Below are 19741 nucleotides of genomic sequence, written 5' to 3'. Positions count from 1 at the left end.
GGTCTTTTCTTTTAGCAGAAAATCAAACTTTATAATGAAAAAAGCTGCTTTTTCTTTTAGAATAGAAAAGAGTATCTTTCATAAGGAAGGTTTATTTCATGAAAACAGCAGTAGTAACAGACAGTACGGCATATATACCTAAAGACCTGCGTGAGCGCTACAATATTTATATGATACCTCTCAATGTGATCTTTGGAGAGACTTCATACAGGGAAGAAATCGATATGAGCTGGAAGGACTATTACAAAGAAGTAAAAGCTCACGAAAATCTCCCGACGACTTCCCAGCCCGCATACGGCGAGCTGATTTCTCTCTATGAAAAACTCGGGGAAACATATGATGCGGTCATCAGCATCCACCTTTCCAGCGGCATCAGCGGAACATTCAACAGCGCTGTATCAGCACGCGGTATGCTTGAAGGAATTAAAGTGTATCCGTTTGATTCAGAAATCAGCTGCATGGCTCAAGGTTTTTATGCGATCGAAGCGGCTGAGATGGCGGAAAAAGGAGCGGCTCCGGAAGAAATCATTCGCCACTTGGATCATATGAAAACCTCAATGAGGGCTTATTTTATGGTTGACGACCTTTCGCATTTGCAAAGGGGAGGACGCCTGAGCGGCGCCCAGGCTTTTGTCGGAAGCCTTTTAAAAGTAAAGCCGATTTTGCATTTTGAGAACAAGCTGATCGTTCCCTTCGAAAAAATCCGGACGAGAAAAAAAGCGATGAACCGTTTATTTGAGCTTTTTGGCGAAGATGCCGAGAAAGGAAAGCCGTTGAGAGCAGTTGTGATTCATGCCAACCGTGAAGAAGAAGCCGATCAAATAATCGAAGAATTGTCGCAGCAATACGCACATGTCGAATTTTATAAAAGCTATTTCGGGCCTGTGATCGGCACTCACCTTGGTGAAGGAGCAATGGGTATCGCCTGGTATACAGTATAAAAGCCAATCTCCGTTTTGCAAAACGGAGATTTTTTCTTTTTCTACGGTTTTGGAGGGAGATTTTTAGATTTTGACTGTTTTACAAGAAAACATGGATGATAGATACTGAATGGCAGATTGGAGGTGATTCACATCGAACATCCGGCATCCTATTCCTGTGAATTGCGGTCATGTTTGGAGCAGCGCCACGTTCTGAAAAGCGAACTTCCTTTTCCGGAACCTGTCATTGATTGGCATATCCAAGAAGGCCTGATAAAAACGGAGGAAGGCATTAAAAAAACGAAGAGAGGCTTTGTTTGCTTGAGGTGCGGCCAGCACGAGCGCTCCTGTTTCGCTCGATATCCTTGCTATAGGTGCAATAAATGCTGCGTGTACTGCCGAGCCTGTGTCATGATGGGCAGGGTGAGCGAGTGTACCCCTCTGTTGACTTGGCGTGGACATGGCAGACATGAATGGGCGCCTGTTTACACGGAGTGGAAGGGCGCGCTTTCAGCCGGTCAGGAAAAAGCGGCAAAATCTATTATCGATGCTATACGCAGGAAAGAAGAGCTGTTGATCTGGGCGGTTTGCGGGTCGGGAAAAACAGAACTTCTTTTTCAAGGAATTGAATTCGCGCTGAACAACGGTTTGAGAGTATGTATCGCCACTCCGAGAACAGACGTTGTGCTCGAGCTTGCTCCACGGTTTCGCCACGCCTTTCCCGGGGTGGAAATCGCCGCTTTATACGGAGGGAGCCCAGACGTTGGGACTCTCTCGCCGCTTGTCATTTCAACTACCCACCAGCTACTCCGCTATAAAGAAGCATTTGACGTGATCATCATAGATGAAGTGGATGCTTTTCCGTATTCTATTGATAATACGCTGCAATACGCTGTTAAAAAATCGGCCAAACGGCAAAGCGCACATATCTATTTAACTGCCACGCCTTCTAGAGATATGAAGAAAAGGGCTGAGAGCGGAAAGCTGCACACCGTCCGTATTCCCGCAAGATTCCACCGCAGCCCGCTGCCTGAACCTACATTGATTTGGTGCGGAAATTGGGAAAGGGGGTTGAAACGAAGAAAAGTTCCTTTTCGCCTCAAAAAATGGCTTTTTAAGCACCAGGAACTGCAGCATCCGGTTTTTCTGTTTGTTCCCTCTATCCCTGTTCTTAAAACCGTGGTCAGTCTGCTGAAAAAGGAAACATTTCGCACAGAAGGAGTCTATGCCGAAGACCCTGAGAGAAATGAAAAAGTGAACCGGTTTAGGAAAAGTAAGCTTGAGGTGCTCGTGACGACAACGATTTTGGAGAGAGGTGTAACCGTCAAAAAAGCACAGGTTGGAGTATTGGGGGCAGAGTCGGCTGTTTTTTCGGAAAGCGCTCTTGTCCAAATGGCCGGAAGAGCCGGCAGGCATCCTGAGCACACAGATGGAGACGTCTGTTTCTTTCATCACGGCAGGACAAAGTCGATGAATGCGGCACGACGTCATATTCAATATATGAATAAACTGTCTAAAAAGGAAATGCTGATTGACTAGTCTGATATTCATGGTAAAGTATACCTATGAATATAAAATGAGGAGCGGTGCCGGATGCTAGTCAATGCTAAAGAGGCTGTTTTGGAAGAGTTGTTTGATCAGTATATCGAACAGCTGCACATGAGCTGTATGTGCAACAGGTGCAGAGAGGATGTGCTCGCCTTGGCTTTAAATGCAGTAAAACCGCAATATGTAACAGATGAGTCGAAGCTGACTTACATAAAAGCAGAGCTCGTTGACAAACAAAAAAATACATCAATGCTCGTCACCTTGGCAGAAGCTGCCAGAAAGGTGAATGACAACCCGCTTTGCGAAAGCAATCGAAAAGGGAGGAAATGAACTGCATTGTTTAATTTGTGAAGCGCCTCTTTTACATTCTCTTTCATGGCGCGCTTTATTCTTTTTACGATCAGAAGAGAAAATATGCAGGGCATGTAAAGACAATTTTATCAGGATCGAAGGAACGGTGTGCCCTAAGTGCGGGCGCCCCCAAGAGAGCGAAGGACTTTGCGGTGACTGCCTAAAATGGGAAGCTGATCCGTTAACCCGCTCTCTTTTGAGGCAAAACCGCTCTGTCTATATCTACAATACCTTCATGAAAGAAGTCCTTGCCCGTTTTAAGTTCAGAGGTGATGCTGAACTGGTCTTCGCTTTTGCTCCTTTATATATCAATGCTTTCCACCAATATTACCGCCGCACTCCAGCTGTTTTAGTTCCGATACCACTCAGTGAAGAACGTAAAGCGGAGCGGGGATTCAATCAGGCGGAGAGGCTTGCTTCCTTATTAAAAAAACCCGTTATGCATCCTTTGATCAGAATCGAAAATGAAAAACAATCCAAAAAAAGCAGAAAAGAACGGATCAAGCCCAAAACGGTTTTTAGAACCGAAAAGGGATCGGTAAAGAATCTGGATATCATATTGATCGACGACTTGTATACGACAGGGGCGACCCTTCATCATGCCGCTGCTTGTCTGATGACATCCGGTGAGGCAAAATCTGTATCATCATTTACATTAATTCGAAGCTAAATCATTTTTTTTCCCTGCCGATATAAAAGATAGAATTTAAGGATAGGGGTCAAAATTTATGAGTCAATTGGCGAATTGTCCAAGATGTAATGCATTGTTTATGAAAAGCAGTTTTCAAACCGTTTGCGTTTCATGCTTGAAAGAAGAAGAACGTGCGTTTGAAACCGTTTATAAATTTCTGAAAAAACAAGAAAACCGGCAGTCTACAATGTTTCAGATCGTAGAAAAAACAGGTGTCGAAGAAGAGTTAATATTGAAGTTCATCAGACAGAAACGCATTCAAATCTCCAATTTCCCGAATCTCGGCTATCCGTGCGAAAGGTGCGGCACACTTATTCGGGAAGGGCGTTATTGCCTGTCATGCGATCAAGATTTAGCATCGCAAATGAGTCAATTAGACCAGCTGGAGCAGCTTGAAAAAGAGAAGAGAAATAGTTCTAAAGGCACGTACTATACCTTTAATCCTAAAAATGACTGATTCCCTAAACTAACTTGAAGCTCAGACGATAAAATGAGTATGATCATAGATAACTATGGCGGAAAGTGAGAGGAATCCCATGAAGATCAACCAATATGGAACACAACCTGTTAATCCTTATCATAAATCATTTGAAAAACAAACAGCTTCTTCCCAGGCTGCAGCACAGCCGGAAGATAAAGTTGAGATTTCTGCGAAAGCAAAGGAGCTGCAAAAAGGCCCTGATTTAATGAAGGAGCGTCAGGAGAAAATTGCCCAGCTGAAAGCAGCCGTAGAGAATGGAACATACAAAGTGGACGGCAAAGGCATAGCTGAAAAAATGGTTAATTTTTATAAACAGCAATAAAAGGAGGAAGTCAGTTCAGTGAAACGGGTGATTGAAGAGCTGGAGCGCTTATGCGTGCTGCATGAACATCTGCTGTCTCTGTCGGAACAAAAAACGGAGGCGCTGAAGACGAACGAAATAAAGGCACTTTCAGAAATCGTGACGAAAGAACAAAAGTATGTGCAAGCCATTGAACAAACGGAGCAGTCCCGCATTGAAGCAACTAAAAGCTGTATCGGCAGCTCGGACGCGACCATCAGCGCATGTATCAGCAGAGCTGCGGGCGGCGAGAAAAAGGTGCTGGAACAGCTGTATGCCAAGCTCTCACAGCTCGTCATTCGTTTAAAGGATGTGAACGATTTGAACAAGCAGCTGACTTTTCAGTCGCTTCAATTTATCTCGCTTACATTTGATATGCTCCTTCCGAAAGAAAGCGGTTCGAATTACGGAAAAGAGCAACAGTCAAATCAGACTGGCGGAACAAAACGGCTTTCTTTATTCGATTCAAAAGCTTAGAACGGAGTGAAAAAGATGACAAACCCAACTTTTTTAGGGCTGGAAATCGCCAAAAGAGGCTTGTCCGCGCAGCAATCAGCTCTGAGCGTGACAGCAAACAATATATCCAACGCCAATACTGAAGGGTATTCAAGACAGCGTGTCACATTTAAAGCGTCAACCCCTTATCCGACCGTTTCAAAAGACTCTATCGGACTTGCCGGCCAAATGGGTACAGGCGTTGAGATCGGTTCGGTTGAACGGGTAAGAGACAGCTTTCTGGACTATCAATACCGGACACAGAATACAAAGGCAGGCTATTATAATGCAAAAGTGGACGCTTTTAACCAAATGGAAGGGATTATGAATGAACTGAACGACACCGGATTAAACAAGGTTCTGAATTCATTCTGGAATTCCATTCAGGAATTGACGAACAACGCCCACGAGCCGAGCGCTGCTTCTGTCGTCGGACAAAAAGGGCAGGCGGTGGCCGATACATTTAACACTCTATATCAATCGCTGACAACCGTTCAATCAAATTTAGGCGACCAGATTGATCAAAATGTGATGACGATCAACTCGCTTCTGTCACAGCTGAACAGCTTGAACGAGCAGATCGCCAAAGTCGAGCCAAACGGCTATCTCCCGAATGATTTGTACGATAAGCGTGATCAGCTCCTTGATGAACTGTCTTCAATGGTTAATATCAAAGTCAGCTATACGAAGACTGGCGGCAACCCACTTGCAACCGCTGAAGGCATTGCATCAATCGAAATCCTGGACGAAAACGGCCAGTCTCTGGGCAAGGTTCTTGACGGACCAAACTTCACGACTGAAACTGTCAAAGTAAATTACGACAACGATACAGGCCTTGTGACAGGCGTTTCCCTCGGCGGGACGGACATCGGCATCGAATCGTTTACTAGCAAAGGATCGCTGCGCGGTTTAATCGAGTCTTACGGATATATGTCAAACGGTAAAGAAAAAGGTTTGTATCCTGAAATGCTCGCAGATCTGGATACGCTGGCGCTTGCTTTTGCGAAAGAGTTTAATGCAGTCCATCAAAGCGGGTTTACTTCATCGGGAGAACCGGGAGGCATCTTTTTTGAATTTACCGGAGGAGAGGCTGAGCCTGCAAAGGGAGCCGCCGGCAAAATCAAAGTAACCGATGAGATCATGAATTCAAAAGGCGATAAAATCGCTGCATCGCTGAATGGTGAAGCGAGCGACAACTCCAACGCGACAAATCTCGCTAATGTCTTCACCAAGAAAATTCAAATCGGCGACAAAACGACGACCGTTTTAGACTATTATGCAGGTATTATCGGTGAAATGGGTGTAAAAGCTCAGGAAACAAACAGACTGGCCAAAAATACAGAAACGCTTGTAAACACTGCTGAGTTGAACAGGCAGTCTGTAAGCGCCGTATCATTAGACGAAGAAATGTCGAACATGATCCAATTCCAGCATGCTTATAACGCAGCTGCGAGAATGATAACGCTGCAGGACGAAGTCCTCGATAAAATTATTAACGGCATGGGTGTCGTGGGAAGGTAGGTAAAGATTCATGCGGGTAACCCAAGGGATGATCGCAAAAAACTCTTTGCGCTACATCAATTCAAGCTATGGAAAGCTGGATAAGCTTCAATCCCAGATTTCGTCAGGAAAAAAGATTTCAAAGGCGTCCGATGATCCCGTCGTCGCAATGAAAAGCCTGAAGTACAATACGCAATTGTCTCAGGTTAAACAATATCAAAGTAATGCCTCCCAAGCTTTTACATGGCTTGAAAACACGGAAACGAACATTACAGAAGGCATTGATATCATGGGGAAAATCAGGGAGCTGACTGTTAAGGCTCAAAACAGTACAAACGGCGGGGAAGAACTAAATGCGATCGGAGTCGAAATCGGCCAGCTGAAAGACCAGCTGATTCAGATCGCCAATACGCAGGTCAACGGCCGCTACCTCTTTAACGGTACGAACTCTGACGTCGCTCCAATCACAAAAAACGCCGACGGTACGTACACATACAATTTTGAAAACTATACAAGCAGCTCTGACGTCAACATCAATGTTTCGCCAAACGCAACCTTAAATGTAAACTCAAATCCGATTTCGGCTTTCGGCGGGCAGTCAGGCAGCGGACAAAATGTGTTTGAAATGATTGAGTCTCTCGAGAACGCCTTAAAAGCGGGAACAATGGAAGGGATGGAAAACGCCCTCTCAGACATTGACCAGTTTTCCAATCAGATGAGCAATGAGCGGTCTGATATTGGAGCGCGCTACAATCGGCTCGAATTGATCAATTCACGGCTGAGCGAGCAGGAAGAGACGGCGACAAAAGTTTTGTCAGACAACGAAGATGTTGAGCTTGAAGAAATCATTACTGAATTTATTACACAGCAATCGGTTCACAGAGCTGCACTTGCCGTAAACGCGAAAATTGTTCAGCCGACACTGGTTGACTTTTTAAGATAAAAGCGACTCTATCCGAGTTGCTTTTTTTCAGCAAAAGGAGGATATCATAATGGAGATGCCGAGGCTGATCATGCAAAATATCCCAGGCCGCATCGGTTTAACAACAACGCCGCCGGATTTGAAAATGGAACAGCCGCGCGCCGACTTGAAAATCGAGCAGCCGCCGGCTGAACTGGAGATGACAACTACCCCTTCGAAGCTCACGATTGACCAGACTAAAGCATGGGAAGACTTAGAAAGAAAGCATATCTTTAAAAGGATTGAAGAAGGGGCGCAGCAAGGCTATCAGGATTGGCTTGCCGGAATGGCTCGGACCGCTGAAGAAGGGGACGAGATGATGCGGATTGAAATCGAAGGCAATCCGCTTGCAGACCAGGCGAGACGAATCAGCGAGACTGAACCGATTCAAATCGGCGTTCATTTTACGCCGTCATTTGACAGGGTGAAGATCGCATATGAACCGGCCAAAGTGAACATTGAAGCAACACCGCGTAAGCCTATCATCGAAGCAACGCCGAATAAACCGGTTGTTAACTATACGCCAGGCAGTGTGAAGGTTGACATGCTCCAATATCCGGAGGTAAAAATAGATGTGGAATACCCAAAACAAAAGTAATTTAGCAAAGGATCGTGAATGATGATCATTAAAACGAAGTATCACGGAGAAACACAAATTCAAGAAGATCAGACGATCATGTTTAAAAACGGCCTACCCGGATTTACAGGGGAGAAGAAGTTCGTCATCCTGCCGCTTTCCGAGGATTCGCCGTTTGTCGTCCTTCAGTCGGTGCAGTCGGAAGAGCTTGCATTCATTGTCGCCAGTCCGTTCGTCTTTTTCAAAGATTATGGCTTTGATCTTGATGAAACGACGGTTGAACTTCTTGAAATCGAATCTGCCGAAGACGTTGAAGTGATGGCGATTTTAACGATCGAAGAGCCATTCGAGAAATCAACGGCCAATTTGATGGCGCCGATTGTCGTGAACCGCAGAAAAATGCTTGCCAAACAAGTGATTTTGCATGACTCCTCTTATCTGACAAAGCAGCCGATAGGAGGGGAAGCATGTTAGTCCTATCCCGTAAGCTCAATGAAGCGATTCAAATCGGAGACGATATCGAAGTGAAAATCATATCCGTTGACGGCGACCAGGTGAAAATCGGCATTGACGCGCCGAAGCATATCGAAATTCACCGCAAGGAAATCTATTTGGCAATCCAGGAAGAAAACAACCGGGCCGCTTCCATCTCAAACGATTTGCTTGCGAAATTGTCCTCACAAAAAAAGTGAGGATTTTTTTATTTTTGCTATAAACAATTTTAAGGCATCTCCGATATAAAGTATGTAGCAGGAAGGACAGCCTGAATGCTCCAAAATATGCACATGGACGTGCAATCAAACACATTTCAAGGAGGAAATATACAATGAGAATCAACCACAACATTGCAGCGCTTAACACGCTGAACCGTCTGTCTTCAAACAACGGCGCAAGCCAAAAGAACATGGAGAAACTTTCTTCTGGTCTTCGCATCAACCGTGCAGGAGATGATGCTGCAGGTCTTGCAATCTCTGAAAAAATGAGAGGACAAATTCGCGGTCTTGAAATGGCTCAGAAAAACGCTCAAGACGGCATCTCTCTTATCCAAACAGCTGAGGGTGCGTTGACTGAAACTCACTCCATCCTTCAACGTGTTCGTGAGCTTACTGTTCAAGCAAACAACTTAGGAACTCAAGATAATACTGATCTTGCAGCAATCCAAGATGAGATTAAAGCACTTAAAGAAGAAATCGGCGGTTCTACTGAAGCCGGTGCAAGTAAAGGTATCTCTGACCGCACTGAGTTCAACGGTAAAAAACTGTTGAACGGAGACTTTGCAACTGAGCAGCTTACATTCCAGATTGGTGCTAACAGCGAGCAAACATTGTCTGTAAATATCTCAAGCATGTCAATCCAAGATATCGGAACAATTGATCCAGATGACGATACAAATTCTTTCAAAATTGCTGATATCGATGTTACTAAATTGACTGGTAAAGCCGCAGATGGAACAGACCTTTCTGATGAAGATAAAGCTAAATTCAGTTTCAAAAATCAACTAGGCGCAATTGATAATGCTATCAAACAAGTATCTACTCAACGTTCTAAACTTGGTGCGGTTCAAAACCGTCTAGAACACACAATCAACAACTTGAGTGCTTCTGGTGAGAACCTAACTGCTGCTGAGTCTCGTATCCGTGACGTTGACATGGCTAAAGAAATGAGCGAGTTCACTAAGAACAACATTCTTTCTCAAGCTTCTCAAGCTATGCTTGCTCAAGCTAACCAACAGCCACAAAACGTACTTCAGTTGCTTCGTTAATTACTTAAAAAGACCTTGGCTTTTGCCGAGGTCTTTTTTATTGGAATATCAATCCCAGTAAAGATTGCTAAGATCTTTTTTAAAAGGTTAGATAAGAGATATTCAATTATTGATCTTAGAGTGTCTCAATATAGAATGTCTATTAATTAGAGAATTCGCTAATAATAAGTGTTCTTGTACCACTTAGTGCAGAATTCTTCCCTTTTATATAGTAGAGGAGATCTGGATCTGTATAAACTGTCTGAATTTCTTGTTGTAGCGAGTAATCTACACTGGAAGAGGCAACTAATTTATTTCTTCCATCTGGAGTAATTTCATAAAGTGAACATGTACCACCGCCTAAACGTGTTGCATTATAAAATCTGCACCGGAAATCCCCCTCCCCAACGCCATGAAAAATATCAGCGCTTTGGCGAATTTCACCAGGGTATACAGCTACTCGAGCTAATACTGCTGCCTTCGAAGATGAGTAAAAACCAAATGACAATACAAAGGCTATTGCCAGCGACAAAAATATTTTTTTCATGAACAAATCCCCTTTCTTGTAGATATTTTCAATTTAATTATAACATTGAAACAAATAACAAGTTTGAAAATTTATTGAAAAATATTTCATGTGTTATAAAAAGGAGATTCTAACATGGTCTTTACTCTTAAAATATTTAAATATACTTTAAGTGGCTAGTTCCTACTGCCTTTCATTAATTTTTTCCATGAATATATTGAATCTCTCTCTCTTACTGCCGATATAAGTTTTAGATCATAGCATAGGGGATGGTGAAAATTGTCGATCAATAGATTGTCATCTTTAGAACCCATTATTAATGCTTACAAAACACAGATGTTGAATAAACAGTACGAAGCTGTGGAACGTCCGCAGCAGACGGACGCTGCAGAATTTACATTTGCTCAGCTTGAAAAAACGGTACAAGGCGCAAACAATCTTTTGGAGCCGTCTCAAGTCCACCTTCAGTTTGTGCTTCACGAAAAATTGGGAGAGTATTATGTGAAGGTCGTGGACAATCGGACGGAGGAAGTCGTACGCGAGATCCCACCAAAGGAGTGGCTCGATTTTTATGCGGCGATGGCGGAGTTTATGGGATTAATTGTCGATCAAACTACATAGAACAGGAGTGTACAAGGTATGGTAATGAGGATATCTGGTTTAGCTTCAGGAATGGATATTGATGAGATTATCAGTAAATTAATGAAGACGGAGAGAGTTCCGCTTGATAAGCTCACGCAAAAGAAACAGACTTTGGAATGGCAGCGCGACAGCTATCGTGAAATCAATACAAAAATTAAAGATTTGCAGGAATCAATCAACCTTATGCTCCGTCCCAGCACGTACGGCGCGAAAAAGGTGACAAGCTCTAACGAGTCGGCTGTTACGGCAACAGGCACCACGAATGCGGCATCAGGCACGATTCAAATCAACAAGCTGGCAACTGCGGCCACCTATAAATCTTCCAGCCTTTCAGGGTATACAGGGAGCGATCAAACGCTAACTTTCCAAGTGACAGCTCCTGGAGAAACGACTGCAAAAAAAGTTGAAATCAGTGTCAGCAGCACGGATACGCTGGATGACATCGTTTCCAAAATCAACAAATCAAACTTGGGCGTAACCGCTATGAAAGAAAAGATTTATAACGGTTCTGAATATGTGGAAACGATCGCTTTCACATCAAAAGCAACCGGCGCAGGGGGCAGCATACAGGCAGCTGATGATGCGACGGCGAACTTTATGTCTAATCAACTCGGTTTTGCGCTTGACGCAGACAACAAGCTGACAGCCAGTCTAGCCGGTCAAAATGCCGAAGTTATCATCAACGGGTTGCAGATTGAGAAGACAACGAACAACTTTACCGTTAATAATGTGACATATCAGCTGAAAAATACGACAACCAGCCCTGTTTCGCTTGACGTAGCAACTGATGTTGATGGGATTTATGAGAAGATTAAAGACTTCGTTACAAAATACAATGAACTGATCGATATGGTCAACGGAAAGCTCACGGAAAAGAAATACCGCGACTATACGCCGCTGACAGAAGAACAGAAAAAAGATATGACGGAAAAGCAAATTGAGCTATGGGAAGAAAAAGCGAAAAGCGGATTGTTAAGGGGCGACACGATTTTAAGCGGCGCCACCAACCAAATGCGGACTGATTTTTACGCTAATGTATCTGCTAATGGAGAATCGCTGCAACTTACCCAGTTTGGAATTTCTACTTCAAGCGTTTACAGTCAGCGCGGTCATTTAGAGATAAACGAAAAAAAACTGAGAGAAAAGATCGCAGAGGACCCCGACAGTGTGGCTAACCTTTTTATGGCGGGAACTAGCAGTACTGAAAACTATAATGAAAAAGGGATATTGAGGCGGATTCAGTCTGTTTTAACTGATACGAAGAAACAGATTGAAGATAAAGCGGGAAATTCATCAATGGCAAACAATCAATTCTTGATTGGGAAAAACTTAAATACAGTTGAAACCGATATTTCGTCCATGAATAACCGCCTGAAACAAATCGAAAATCGCTATTACACAAAATTCACGGCGATGGAAAAAGCAATTCAAAAAATGAATGAACAATCAACATATTTGGCGCAATTGCTTGGACAATAATCGTAGTTTGGAGGATCAAGAATGGCTTTAAACAACCCGTATGCAGCTTATCAGCAAAATTCAATCAACACGGCGACCCCTGGAGAATTGACGCTTATGCTATTTGATGGCTGCCTTAAATTTATGAAGCTGGCGAAACAGGCGATTGAACAAGAGGATATGGAAACGAAAAATACGAACCTTGTTAAAGCTCAAAAGATTATTCAGGAGCTCAATATCACTCTTGACCGGAAAGTCGAATTGGCCGCATCAATGGGGGCAATGTACGAGTATATCCACCGCCGCCTGGTTGAAGCCAACATTCGCAATGACAAAGATATCGTGACGGAAGTCGAAGGGTATGTTAAAGATTTACGCGATGCCTGGAAGCAAGCGCTTCAAATCGAACGGCAGGGCCGGTTCGGATCGGGCGGGCTGGCATAATGGAAAAGATTGAGCTGCTGTACAGCGAAACAAAACATATGCTCGCTCAAATAAAAGACGCCCCGGAAAGTGATGAGCTGGTTCAGGCAATCGAAGCTTTTCTTGAAAAACGCGATGGCTTGATCAAGGAGATCAAGCCGCCTCTTTCTGAGACAGAAAAGCAGCAGCTGCGGCAAGTGACGGATATGGAGCCATTGCTCATGGCCGAACTAAAAAGGCTGCAGCAGGCTGTCAAACATGAGCTGCTTCAGGCGAAGCAGAAGCGAGCCATGCATCATTCCTATATCAATCCGTACGCCAACATGACGATTGACGGCACATATTATGACAAGCGCAAATAGGTGATCGCTTTGACAAGCACCGACGATTACATGCTCTTAACGACTTATTATCAGCTTTTGTTTACGATTGAAGAGGGGTTTTGCTATTTAATAGAAGCGAATCAAGATTTGGCGAAGACAGAAGGAGAGCGGATTTTTAACGATCTAATCTATGCTTTTTTTCAGTTGGATTCGTCGCACGCTGTATTGCTGTCGATTTTGGAGACAAGCTGTGCCAAATCTTCGATTCGTTTTTTTGACAGAGTCTTCCGTGAGTTTGACAGTCTGATTTATTACAATTATCCGTCTGCTGAATTTCAGCATGACTTAACCCATCATTTTTTACCGCTTTATCGGGAATGGATGAAAACGATCCACCAATGCATGAGACCTTACGTTATCCATTGACGGCATACACCTGACAGGTGTATGCCATATTTTTTAAAAAGCAAAAATGGCGTTCTGATTTTATTCGCATGTGAATATATTTAAGATTTAATAAAGGGGTTCAAATGACAGGAGACAATCTTCGTCAAAATTCACGGATTTTTCACATAATTTTTACGTTTATGCAGGAATTCAGCAGGGAAAAGACGAAATGTATTTACATATCCTTAATATAAAGGAGGCGTTCTTTTGATGGAGTACAACGTCAGAGGAGAAAACATTGAGGTAACACCAGCGTTAAGAGAACACGTCGAGAAGAAAATTGGAAAGCTTGAGCGTTATTTTGAAAATAACGTTGATGCGATTGTTCACGTCAACTTGAAATTCTACAACGATCAGGAATCTAAGGTGGAAGTGACAATTCCAATGACAGACCTCTCTCTCCGTGCGGAAGTTCACCACGAAGATATGTACAATGCAATCGATCTCGCAACGAACAAACTGGAACGTCAAATTCGCAAGCACAAAACAAAAGTGAACCGGAAATTCCGCGAAAAAGGTTCTCCGAAGTATGTTTTTGCCGAAGAAAACGGCATCGGAACGGCCGTGCAGGATGACACTGAGGATGAACAGCCGCAGGTTGTCCGTCAAAAGCGCTTTAATTTAAAACCGATGGATAATGAAGAAGCGATTTTACAAATGAATATGCTTGGACACAGCTTCTTTGTATTTACAAACGCCGAAACCAATCTGACCAATGTGGTCTACCGAAGAAACGACGGAAAATACGGTTTGATCGAACCGAACGAATAAATATATCAAGTCCCCTCCCGGATCTTCCGCAGAGGGGATTTTTTCCGTTTCCCCGCGGTAAATTGTTTGGAAATGACAAAAGGTATGATATGATATTGCATATATAAAAATTACTGTTTACTCATACTTAAACAAGGAAAATAAAGAGGAGCGTTATTCTATGCTTGGAATTTTAAATAAAGTGTTTGATCCGACAAAACGCACGCTCAGCCGTTATGAAAAGAAAGCGAACGAGATTGATGCGCTCAAGGCAGATATAGAGAGGCTTTCAGACGAAGCTTTGAAACAAAAGACAATCGAGTTCAAAGAGCGCCTTGAAAAAGGCGAAACAGTTGACGATCTTTTGACTGAAGCGTTTGCCGTTGTCAGGGAAGCTTCCCGGCGTGTGACAGGCATGTTCCCGTTTAAGGTTCAGCTGATGGGAGGCGTTGCCCTTCATGAAGGGAATATCGCCGAAATGAAAACGGGGGAAGGTAAAACGCTGACGTCCACAATGCCTGTTTATTTGAACGCTTTGTCAGGGAAAGGCGTTCACATCGTGACGGTCAACGAATACCTGGCGAGCCGCGATGCTGAAGAGATGGGAAAAATCTATGAATTTCTCGGGCTGACAGTCGGCTTAAACCTGAACAGCCTTTCAAAAGACGAGAAGCGTGAAGCCTATGCAGCCGATATTACGTACTCTACGAATAATGAGCTTGGCTTTGACTACTTGCGCGACAACATGGTGCTTTATAAAGAGCAGATGGTTCAGCGTCCGCTTCATTTTGCAGTCATCGATGAAGTCGACTCGATTTTGATCGATGAAGCAAGAACGCCGCTCATCATTTCTGGACAAGCGGCCAAATCAACAAAGCTGTACGTTCAGGCCAATGCGTTTGTCCGCACGTTAAAAGTGGATCAGGACTACACATACGATGTGAAAACAAAAGGCGTTCAGCTGACTGAAGAAGGGATGACAAAAGCAGAAAAGGCATTTGGCATCGAAAACTTGTTTGATGTCCGCCATGTCGCCTTAAACCATCATATTGCCCAGGCGCTTAAAGCCCATGCGGCGATGCATAAAGACGTCGATTACGTCGTCGAAGACGGCCAAGTCGTTATCGTCGACTCTTTCACAGGCCGTCTGATGAAAGGCCGCCGCTACAGCGACGGGCTCCACCAGGCCATTGAAGCGAAGGAAGGACTTGAGATCCAAAATGAGAGCATGACGCTCGCGACGATCACCTTCCAGAACTATTTCCGCATGTATGAAAAATTGGCAGGGATGACGGGTACGGCAAAAACGGAAGAAGAAGAATTCCGCAACATCTACAACATGCAGGTTGTAACGATTCCGACCAACAAGCCGATCGCCCGTGATGACCGCCCGGATTTAATTTACCGGACCATGGAAGGAAAATTTAAAGCTGTTGCAGAGGATGTCGCCCAGCGCTATATGGTCGGTCAGCCGGTTCTTGTCGGTACGGTTGCGGTTGAAACATCTGAATTGATTTCAAAGCTGCTTAAAAATAAAGGCATTCCGCATCAGGTGTTAAACGCGAAAAACCACGAGCGGGAAGCCCAGATTATCGAAGATGCCGGGCAAAAAGGCGCGGTCACCATCGCGACCAACATGGCGGGACGTGGTACGGACATCAAGCTTGGCGAAGGCGTAAAAGAGCTTGGCGGACTGGCCGTTATCGGTACAGAGCGCCATGAATCACGGCGGATTGACAACCAGCTGCGCGGACGTTCAGGCCGTCAGGGGGACCCTGGTATCACCCAATTTTATCTTTCCATGGAAGATGAATTAATGAAACGCTTCGGTGCAGAACGGACGATGGCGATGCTTGACCGCTTCGGAATGGACGATTCGACGCCGATTCAGAGCAAGATGGTTTCAAGAGCGGTCGAATCTTCACAGAAGCGTGTGGAAGGCAACAACTTTGATGCCCGTAAGCAGCTTCTGCAATACGATGACGTGCTCCGCCAGCAGCGTGAGGTCATCTATAAACAGCGCTTTGAGGTCATCGATTCCGACAACCTCCGCTCCATCGTCGAAAATATGATTAAAGCTTCACTTGAGAGGGCTGTTGCTTCATACACGCCAAAGGAAGATCTGCCTGAAGAGTGGAATCTTGAAGGCCTTGTCGAGCTTGTAAATGCGAATTTCCTTGATGAGGGCGGAGTGGAGAAAAGCGACATTTTCGGAAAAGAGCCTGAGGAGATTACAGAGCTCATTTATGACAGGATTAAGACGAAATACGATGAGAAAGAAGAGCGGTACGGCTCTGAACAAATGCGCGAATTTGAGAAAGTCATCGTTCTCCGCGAAGTGGATACGAAATGGATGGATCACATCGATGCGATGGATCAGCTGCGTCAAGGAATTCATCTGCGCGCTTACGCTCAGACAAACCCGCTTCGCGAGTATCAAATGGAAGGCTTTGCAATGTTTGAAAACATGATCGCGGCCATCGAAGATGATGTAGCCAAATTCGTCATGAAGGCTGAAATTGAAAACAACCTTGAGCGCGAAGAGGTCATTCAAGGACAGACGACAGCCCATCAGCCGAAAGAAGGCGATGAGGAAAAGCAAGCGAAGAAAAAACCGGTCCGCAAAGCGGTGGATATCGGACGCAATGATCCTTGCTACTGCGGGAGCGGAAAAAAATATAAAAACTGCTGCGGAAGAACAGAATAAAAAGAGGTGCACGCCTCTTTTTATTTTGAACAGGCTGAAATCTATGATGAGGTGAAAGAATAATGGAATTGGCAGAAATCAGACAGGAACTTGAAAATATGGCTACTCGATTAGCGGACTTCAGGGGGTCTCTTTGACCTCGAAACAAAGGAAGCAAGAATCAGCGAATTAGACGAGCAGATGGCTGACCCTGACTTTTGGGGAGATCAGCAGAAAGCGCAGACGATCATTAATGAAGCGAATGCGTTAAAAGATTATGTCAACACGTATAACAAGTTAAGCGAATCTCATGAAGAACTGCAAATGACACACGATCTTTTAAAAGAAGATCCTGACCAAGACTTGCAAAATGAACTGGTCAGCGAGCTGAAAAGCTTAACAAAGCAATTTAACGAATTTGAGCTGCAGCTGTTGTTAAGCGAGCCGTATGATAAAAACAATGCGATCCTTGAGCTTCACCCGGGAGCCGGCGGCACCGAATCACAGGATTGGGGTTCAATGCTTCTCAGAATGTACACCAGGTGGGCAGAGCGCCGCGGATTTAAGGTGGAAACCCTTGATTACCTCCCAGGGGATGAAGCAGGAATCAAGTCTGTCACTCTCCTGATCAAAGGACACAATGCCTACGGCTATTTAAAAGCCGAGAAAGGCGTACACAGGCTCGTCAGAATTTCTCCGTTCGACTCATCAGGGCGCAGGCACACGTCGTTTGTGTCTTGTGATGTCATGCCTGAATTCAACGAAGAAATCGACATTGAGATCCGTACGGAAGATATTAAAGTCGATACGTACAGGGCAAGCGGCGCCGGCGGGCAGCACGTCAATACGACAGACTCCGCCGTCAGGATCACCCACTTGCCGACAGGCGTCATCGTCACTTGCCAAACGGAGCGCTCACAAATTAAAAACCGCGAACGTGCCATGAAAATGCTGAAGTCGAAGCTGTATCAGCGCAGAATCGAAGAGCAGCAGGCACAGCTTGACGAAATTCGCGGCGAACAAAAAGAAATCGGCTGGGGAAGCCAGATCCGCTCATACGTTTTCCATCCGTATTCCCTAGTGAAGGATCATAGAACGAACACGGAAATGGGGAACGTGCAGGCGGTTATGGACGGAGACATTGACTCTTTCATCGACGCATATTTGCGTTCAAAGCTTTCCTAAATTGGAGAAAGACACATCCATATTGTGAGATGTGTCTTTTTTTTTTGCGGGTAAATCCGCTTGGATATGTTCAGCCTAAGCCGTAAGAAGCTTTGTCCCTCTGCCGCTTTATCCGATTAATACGTTATTTGGCTGTTATTTACTTACAATAAGCTAAATGCTATACTCTCGATTGGTAACGAATCGTGCGGAGGATGACAGATATGAATATGGATAAAACGAGACATCAATTGTTTGCGGTGTTGCGTGACTACGGCTATATCCTGTTTGGATCAGCTGTCGTCGCTATGACATTTAATATGTTTCTGCTTCCCAACCGGATTGCAGCCGGCGGAGTCAGCGGCATCAGCACCATTTTGCAATCATTCGGCTTTGAAGCTGCCTATGTGCAATGGGCATTTAATATTCCTTTATTTATTGCCGGGATTCTCATACTCGGAGGAAAATTCGGCATTAAAACGCTTGTCGGGTCTGTTTTTCTCCCCTTTATCGTATATATGACACGGGACATTGCTCCGGCGACAGAGAATCCGCTCTTAGCCGCCATTTTCGGCGGTGTCGGCATCGGAGTTGGTATCGGGATGGTCTTTCTCGGAAGGGGTTCTACAGGCGGGACTGCGCTGGCTGCGCAAATCATTCATAAGTACACCGGGCTTTCGCAAGGCAAATGTTTGGCGCTGATCGACGGAACGATCGTCCTGTCGGCGATGTTTGTTTTTAACATCGAACAGGGACTGTATGCTATGCTTGGCGTTTATATATCAAGCAAAACCATCGATGTTATCCAGGTCGGGCTGAACCGTTCCAAAATGGCGATGATCATTACCAACCGGGAAGAGGAAGTTCGACATGCGGTACTGAATAAAATTGACAGAGGGATTACGAAAATATCAGCGGTCGGAGGCTATACAGATGATGAGCGGCCCATTTTGATGTGCGTGGTCGGCCAGACCGAGTTCACAAAGCTGAAACAACTTGTGAAACACATTGATGAGTCTGCATTTGTCATTGCAATGGATGCTTCAGAGGTGCTTGGCGAGGGTTTTAAACGCGCGTAATCGAGGTTATAATAAAGGTTGACTTGTTAAAGGAGCTGACTTAAAAAAATGAAAATGAAGCTGTTTACTCTGTTTATGGCTGTTTCTTTTGTGCTGGCTGCCTGCGGGGGCAATAACAATGAAAGCAAAGAGAAAAACACAGGCGGGCAAGCAACTGCAACGGACGGGGAAGAGATTTACCAGCAAAACTGCACAGGCTGCCATGGTAAGGATTTGTCCGGCGGTTCCGCCCCGAGCTTGAAAGAAGTTGGCGGCAAGTATAAGGAGAGCGAAATTAAAGACATTGTAGTCAACGGCCGCGGCGGAATGCCTGGCAATCTTGTAGACGAAAAAGAAGCTGAAGCGGTCGCGAAGTGGCTTTCAGAGAAAAAATAAGAATGCCTTGACGGTCAGGAGGCGAAGAGAACCTTCTTCACATTCGGGTGAAAAAGGTTCTTTTTTTGTTGAAAAGGCCTTTATGCCTATTAAAGAACGAAGAAAAACAAGTTCTTTTATCTCAGAAAAGGCTCAAAGTACAAATTTTTTGTCTGATTTTGCGTTTTTCCTATAACTTATGTCGGCATTGAAACAAAACTGTAATATCATTTTGTCTAATCTTGACGTATAATGGGTGTTGTTGAAAAAGGGCTTGGATCAAT

Annotated in this window: 24 protein-coding genes; 23 read left to right on the top strand and 1 reads right to left on the bottom strand. The window is 44.5% G+C overall.

Annotated features, from left to right (window positions below; translation table 11 throughout):
* Window positions 1-98 precede the first annotated feature (98 nt).
* The 13 genes from MKZ04_RS14130 (at window position 99) to hag (ending at window position 9626) form a co-directional block, all read left to right on the top strand.
* The gene (locus MKZ04_RS14130) at window positions 99-941 is read left to right on the top strand and encodes a DegV family protein (RefSeq protein WP_020453118.1); all 843 of its coding nucleotides are present in this window, start codon (window positions 99-101) and stop codon (window positions 939-941) included.
* 123 nt (window positions 942-1064) lie between these two features.
* Window positions 1065-2459, top strand: a complete 1395-nt coding sequence (locus tag MKZ04_RS14125; RefSeq protein ID WP_341046194.1) for a DEAD/DEAH box helicase — start codon at window positions 1065-1067, stop codon at window positions 2457-2459.
* Between the two features lie 54 nt (window positions 2460-2513).
* Window positions 2514-2798: a late competence development ComFB family protein gene (locus MKZ04_RS14120; protein ID WP_341046193.1), complete on the top strand. Its 285-nt coding sequence runs from the start codon at window positions 2514-2516 to the stop codon at window positions 2796-2798.
* Window positions 2755-3489 (top strand): ComF family protein, encoded by a 735-nt coding sequence (locus tag MKZ04_RS14115; RefSeq protein WP_341046191.1) that lies wholly within the window; start codon window positions 2755-2757, stop codon window positions 3487-3489. The genes MKZ04_RS14120 and MKZ04_RS14115 overlap by 44 nt, the downstream gene beginning before the upstream one ends.
* A gap of 58 nt (window positions 3490-3547) precedes the next feature.
* The gene (locus tag MKZ04_RS14110) at window positions 3548-3967 is read left to right on the top strand and encodes a TIGR03826 family flagellar region protein (protein ID WP_020453114.1); all 420 of its coding nucleotides are present in this window, start codon (window positions 3548-3550) and stop codon (window positions 3965-3967) included.
* A 79-nt stretch (window positions 3968-4046) separates the two neighbouring features.
* Complete coding sequence (gene flgM / locus MKZ04_RS14105) at window positions 4047-4313, top strand: flagellar biosynthesis anti-sigma factor FlgM (RefSeq protein ID WP_020453113.1); 267 nt, start codon at window positions 4047-4049, stop codon at window positions 4311-4313.
* An 18-nt stretch (window positions 4314-4331) separates the two neighbouring features.
* Window positions 4332-4808: a flagellar protein FlgN gene (locus MKZ04_RS14100; protein WP_023856391.1), complete on the top strand. Its 477-nt coding sequence runs from the start codon at window positions 4332-4334 to the stop codon at window positions 4806-4808.
* Between the two features lie 15 nt (window positions 4809-4823).
* On the top strand, window positions 4824-6347 hold the full coding sequence (gene flgK / locus MKZ04_RS14095; RefSeq protein WP_229129242.1) for a flagellar hook-associated protein FlgK: 1524 nt from the start codon (window positions 4824-4826) through the stop codon (window positions 6345-6347).
* Between the two features lie 10 nt (window positions 6348-6357).
* On the top strand, window positions 6358-7269 hold the full coding sequence (gene flgL, locus MKZ04_RS14090) for a flagellar hook-associated protein FlgL (protein ID WP_075212710.1): 912 nt from the start codon (window positions 6358-6360) through the stop codon (window positions 7267-7269).
* Between the two features lie 49 nt (window positions 7270-7318).
* Window positions 7319-7885: a DUF6470 family protein gene (locus MKZ04_RS14085; RefSeq protein WP_341046190.1), complete on the top strand. Its 567-nt coding sequence runs from the start codon at window positions 7319-7321 to the stop codon at window positions 7883-7885.
* A gap of 21 nt (window positions 7886-7906) precedes the next feature.
* Complete coding sequence (gene fliW, locus MKZ04_RS14080) at window positions 7907-8338, top strand: flagellar assembly protein FliW (protein WP_035337783.1); 432 nt, start codon at window positions 7907-7909, stop codon at window positions 8336-8338.
* Window positions 8332-8556, top strand: coding sequence for a carbon storage regulator CsrA (csrA, locus tag MKZ04_RS14075; protein WP_020453107.1), 225 nt, complete (start codon window positions 8332-8334; stop codon window positions 8554-8556). The genes fliW and csrA overlap by 7 nt, the downstream gene beginning before the upstream one ends.
* A 134-nt stretch (window positions 8557-8690) precedes the next feature.
* Window positions 8691-9626 carry a flagellin Hag gene (hag, locus tag MKZ04_RS14070; protein ID WP_151253365.1) on the top strand — a complete coding sequence of 312 codons (936 nt, stop codon included), beginning with the start codon at window positions 8691-8693 and terminating at the stop codon, window positions 9624-9626.
* 142 nt (window positions 9627-9768) lie between these two features.
* Here the strand turns inward: hag and MKZ04_RS14065 are convergent, their stop codons facing one another.
* Window positions 9769-10152: a hypothetical protein gene (locus tag MKZ04_RS14065; protein ID WP_229129243.1), complete on the bottom strand. Its 384-nt coding sequence runs from the start codon at window positions 10150-10152 to the stop codon at window positions 9769-9771.
* Window positions 10153-10410: 258 nt separating this feature from the next.
* Between MKZ04_RS14065 and flaG the strand changes: the two genes are divergently transcribed.
* The 10 genes from flaG (at window position 10411) to cccB (ending at window position 19478) form a co-directional block, all read left to right on the top strand.
* Window positions 10411-10752 carry a flagellar protein FlaG gene (gene flaG / locus MKZ04_RS14060; protein ID WP_020453105.1) on the top strand — a complete coding sequence of 114 codons (342 nt, stop codon included), beginning with the start codon at window positions 10411-10413 and terminating at the stop codon, window positions 10750-10752.
* Between the two features lie 18 nt (window positions 10753-10770).
* Window positions 10771-12252 (top strand): flagellar hook-associated protein 2, encoded by a 1482-nt coding sequence (locus tag MKZ04_RS14055; protein WP_075212707.1) that lies wholly within the window; start codon window positions 10771-10773, stop codon window positions 12250-12252.
* A gap of 21 nt (window positions 12253-12273) precedes the next feature.
* Window positions 12274-12675 (top strand): flagellar export chaperone FliS, encoded by a 402-nt coding sequence (gene fliS / locus MKZ04_RS14050; protein WP_020453103.1) that lies wholly within the window; start codon window positions 12274-12276, stop codon window positions 12673-12675.
* Window positions 12675-13016 (top strand): flagellar protein FliT, encoded by a 342-nt coding sequence (locus tag MKZ04_RS14045; RefSeq protein ID WP_020453102.1) that lies wholly within the window; start codon window positions 12675-12677, stop codon window positions 13014-13016. Before fliS ends, MKZ04_RS14045 begins: the two co-directional genes overlap by 1 nt.
* A 9-nt stretch (window positions 13017-13025) precedes the next feature.
* Complete coding sequence (locus MKZ04_RS14040) at window positions 13026-13403, top strand: hypothetical protein (protein WP_020453101.1); 378 nt, start codon at window positions 13026-13028, stop codon at window positions 13401-13403.
* A 231-nt stretch (window positions 13404-13634) separates the two neighbouring features.
* On the top strand, window positions 13635-14195 hold the full coding sequence (hpf, locus tag MKZ04_RS14035; RefSeq protein WP_025810706.1) for a ribosome hibernation-promoting factor, HPF/YfiA family: 561 nt from the start codon (window positions 13635-13637) through the stop codon (window positions 14193-14195).
* Between the two features lie 160 nt (window positions 14196-14355).
* Window positions 14356-16881, top strand: coding sequence for a preprotein translocase subunit SecA (secA, locus tag MKZ04_RS14030; protein ID WP_020453099.1), 2526 nt, complete (start codon window positions 14356-14358; stop codon window positions 16879-16881).
* A gap of 62 nt (window positions 16882-16943) precedes the next feature.
* A protein-coding gene (gene prfB, locus MKZ04_RS14025; RefSeq protein ID WP_096748347.1) for a peptide chain release factor 2 occupies window positions 16944-18045 on the top strand; the annotation gives its coding sequence in 2 pieces (ribosomal slippage) (window positions 16944-17015 and window positions 17017-18045; 1101 coding nt in all).
* Window positions 18046-18248: 203 nt separating this feature from the next.
* Complete coding sequence (locus MKZ04_RS14020) at window positions 18249-19103, top strand: YitT family protein (RefSeq protein ID WP_020453097.1); 855 nt, start codon at window positions 18249-18251, stop codon at window positions 19101-19103.
* Window positions 19104-19151: 48 nt separating this feature from the next.
* Entirely contained in the window at window positions 19152-19478 is a 327-nt protein-coding gene (gene cccB / locus MKZ04_RS14015) for a cytochrome c551 (protein WP_020453096.1), read from the top strand.
* Window positions 19479-19741 lie beyond the last annotated feature (263 nt).

The sequence above is a fragment of the Bacillus sp. FSL W7-1354 genome (assembly GCF_038002405.1).
In the GTDB taxonomy this organism is placed as follows: Bacteria; Bacillota; Bacilli; order Bacillales; family Bacillaceae; genus Bacillus; species Bacillus paralicheniformis.
Note: the sequence above shows the minus strand (reverse complement) of the source record. Positions and strands in the feature narration are given on the sequence as shown.

Bases quoted from the DNA above. Each gene is read 5' to 3' on its own strand.
- MKZ04_RS14130 (WP_020453118.1), top strand. From the start codon at position 99: ATGAAAACAGCAGTAGTAACAGACAGTACGGCATATATACCTAAAGAC.
- MKZ04_RS14120 (WP_341046193.1), top strand. From the start codon at position 2,514: ATGCTAGTCAATGCTAAAGAGGCTGTTTTGGAAGAGTTGTTTGATCAG.
- MKZ04_RS14115 (WP_341046191.1), top strand. From the start codon at position 2,755: ATGACAACCCGCTTTGCGAAAGCAATCGAAAAGGGAGGAAATGAACTG.
- MKZ04_RS14110 (WP_020453114.1), top strand. From the start codon at position 3,548: ATGAGTCAATTGGCGAATTGTCCAAGATGTAATGCATTGTTTATGAAA.
- flgM (WP_020453113.1), top strand. From the start codon at position 4,047: ATGAAGATCAACCAATATGGAACACAACCTGTTAATCCTTATCATAAA.
- flgK (WP_229129242.1), top strand. From the start codon at position 4,824: ATGACAAACCCAACTTTTTTAGGGCTGGAAATCGCCAAAAGAGGCTTG.
- flgL (WP_075212710.1), top strand. From the start codon at position 6,358: ATGCGGGTAACCCAAGGGATGATCGCAAAAAACTCTTTGCGCTACATC.
- MKZ04_RS14085 (WP_341046190.1), top strand. From the start codon at position 7,319: ATGGAGATGCCGAGGCTGATCATGCAAAATATCCCAGGCCGCATCGGT.
- fliW (WP_035337783.1), top strand. From the start codon at position 7,907: ATGATCATTAAAACGAAGTATCACGGAGAAACACAAATTCAAGAAGAT.
- csrA (WP_020453107.1), top strand. From the start codon at position 8,332: ATGTTAGTCCTATCCCGTAAGCTCAATGAAGCGATTCAAATCGGAGAC.
- hag (WP_151253365.1), top strand. From the start codon at position 8,691: ATGAGAATCAACCACAACATTGCAGCGCTTAACACGCTGAACCGTCTG.
- MKZ04_RS14065 (WP_229129243.1), bottom strand. From the start codon at position 10,152: ATGAAAAAAATATTTTTGTCGCTGGCAATAGCCTTTGTATTGTCATTT.
- MKZ04_RS14055 (WP_075212707.1), top strand. From the start codon at position 10,771: ATGGTAATGAGGATATCTGGTTTAGCTTCAGGAATGGATATTGATGAG.
- fliS (WP_020453103.1), top strand. From the start codon at position 12,274: ATGGCTTTAAACAACCCGTATGCAGCTTATCAGCAAAATTCAATCAAC.
- MKZ04_RS14045 (WP_020453102.1), top strand. From the start codon at position 12,675: ATGGAAAAGATTGAGCTGCTGTACAGCGAAACAAAACATATGCTCGCT.
- hpf (WP_025810706.1), top strand. From the start codon at position 13,635: ATGGAGTACAACGTCAGAGGAGAAAACATTGAGGTAACACCAGCGTTA.
- secA (WP_020453099.1), top strand. From the start codon at position 14,356: ATGCTTGGAATTTTAAATAAAGTGTTTGATCCGACAAAACGCACGCTC.
- MKZ04_RS14020 (WP_020453097.1), top strand. From the start codon at position 18,249: ATGAATATGGATAAAACGAGACATCAATTGTTTGCGGTGTTGCGTGAC.
- cccB (WP_020453096.1), top strand. From the start codon at position 19,152: ATGAAAATGAAGCTGTTTACTCTGTTTATGGCTGTTTCTTTTGTGCTG.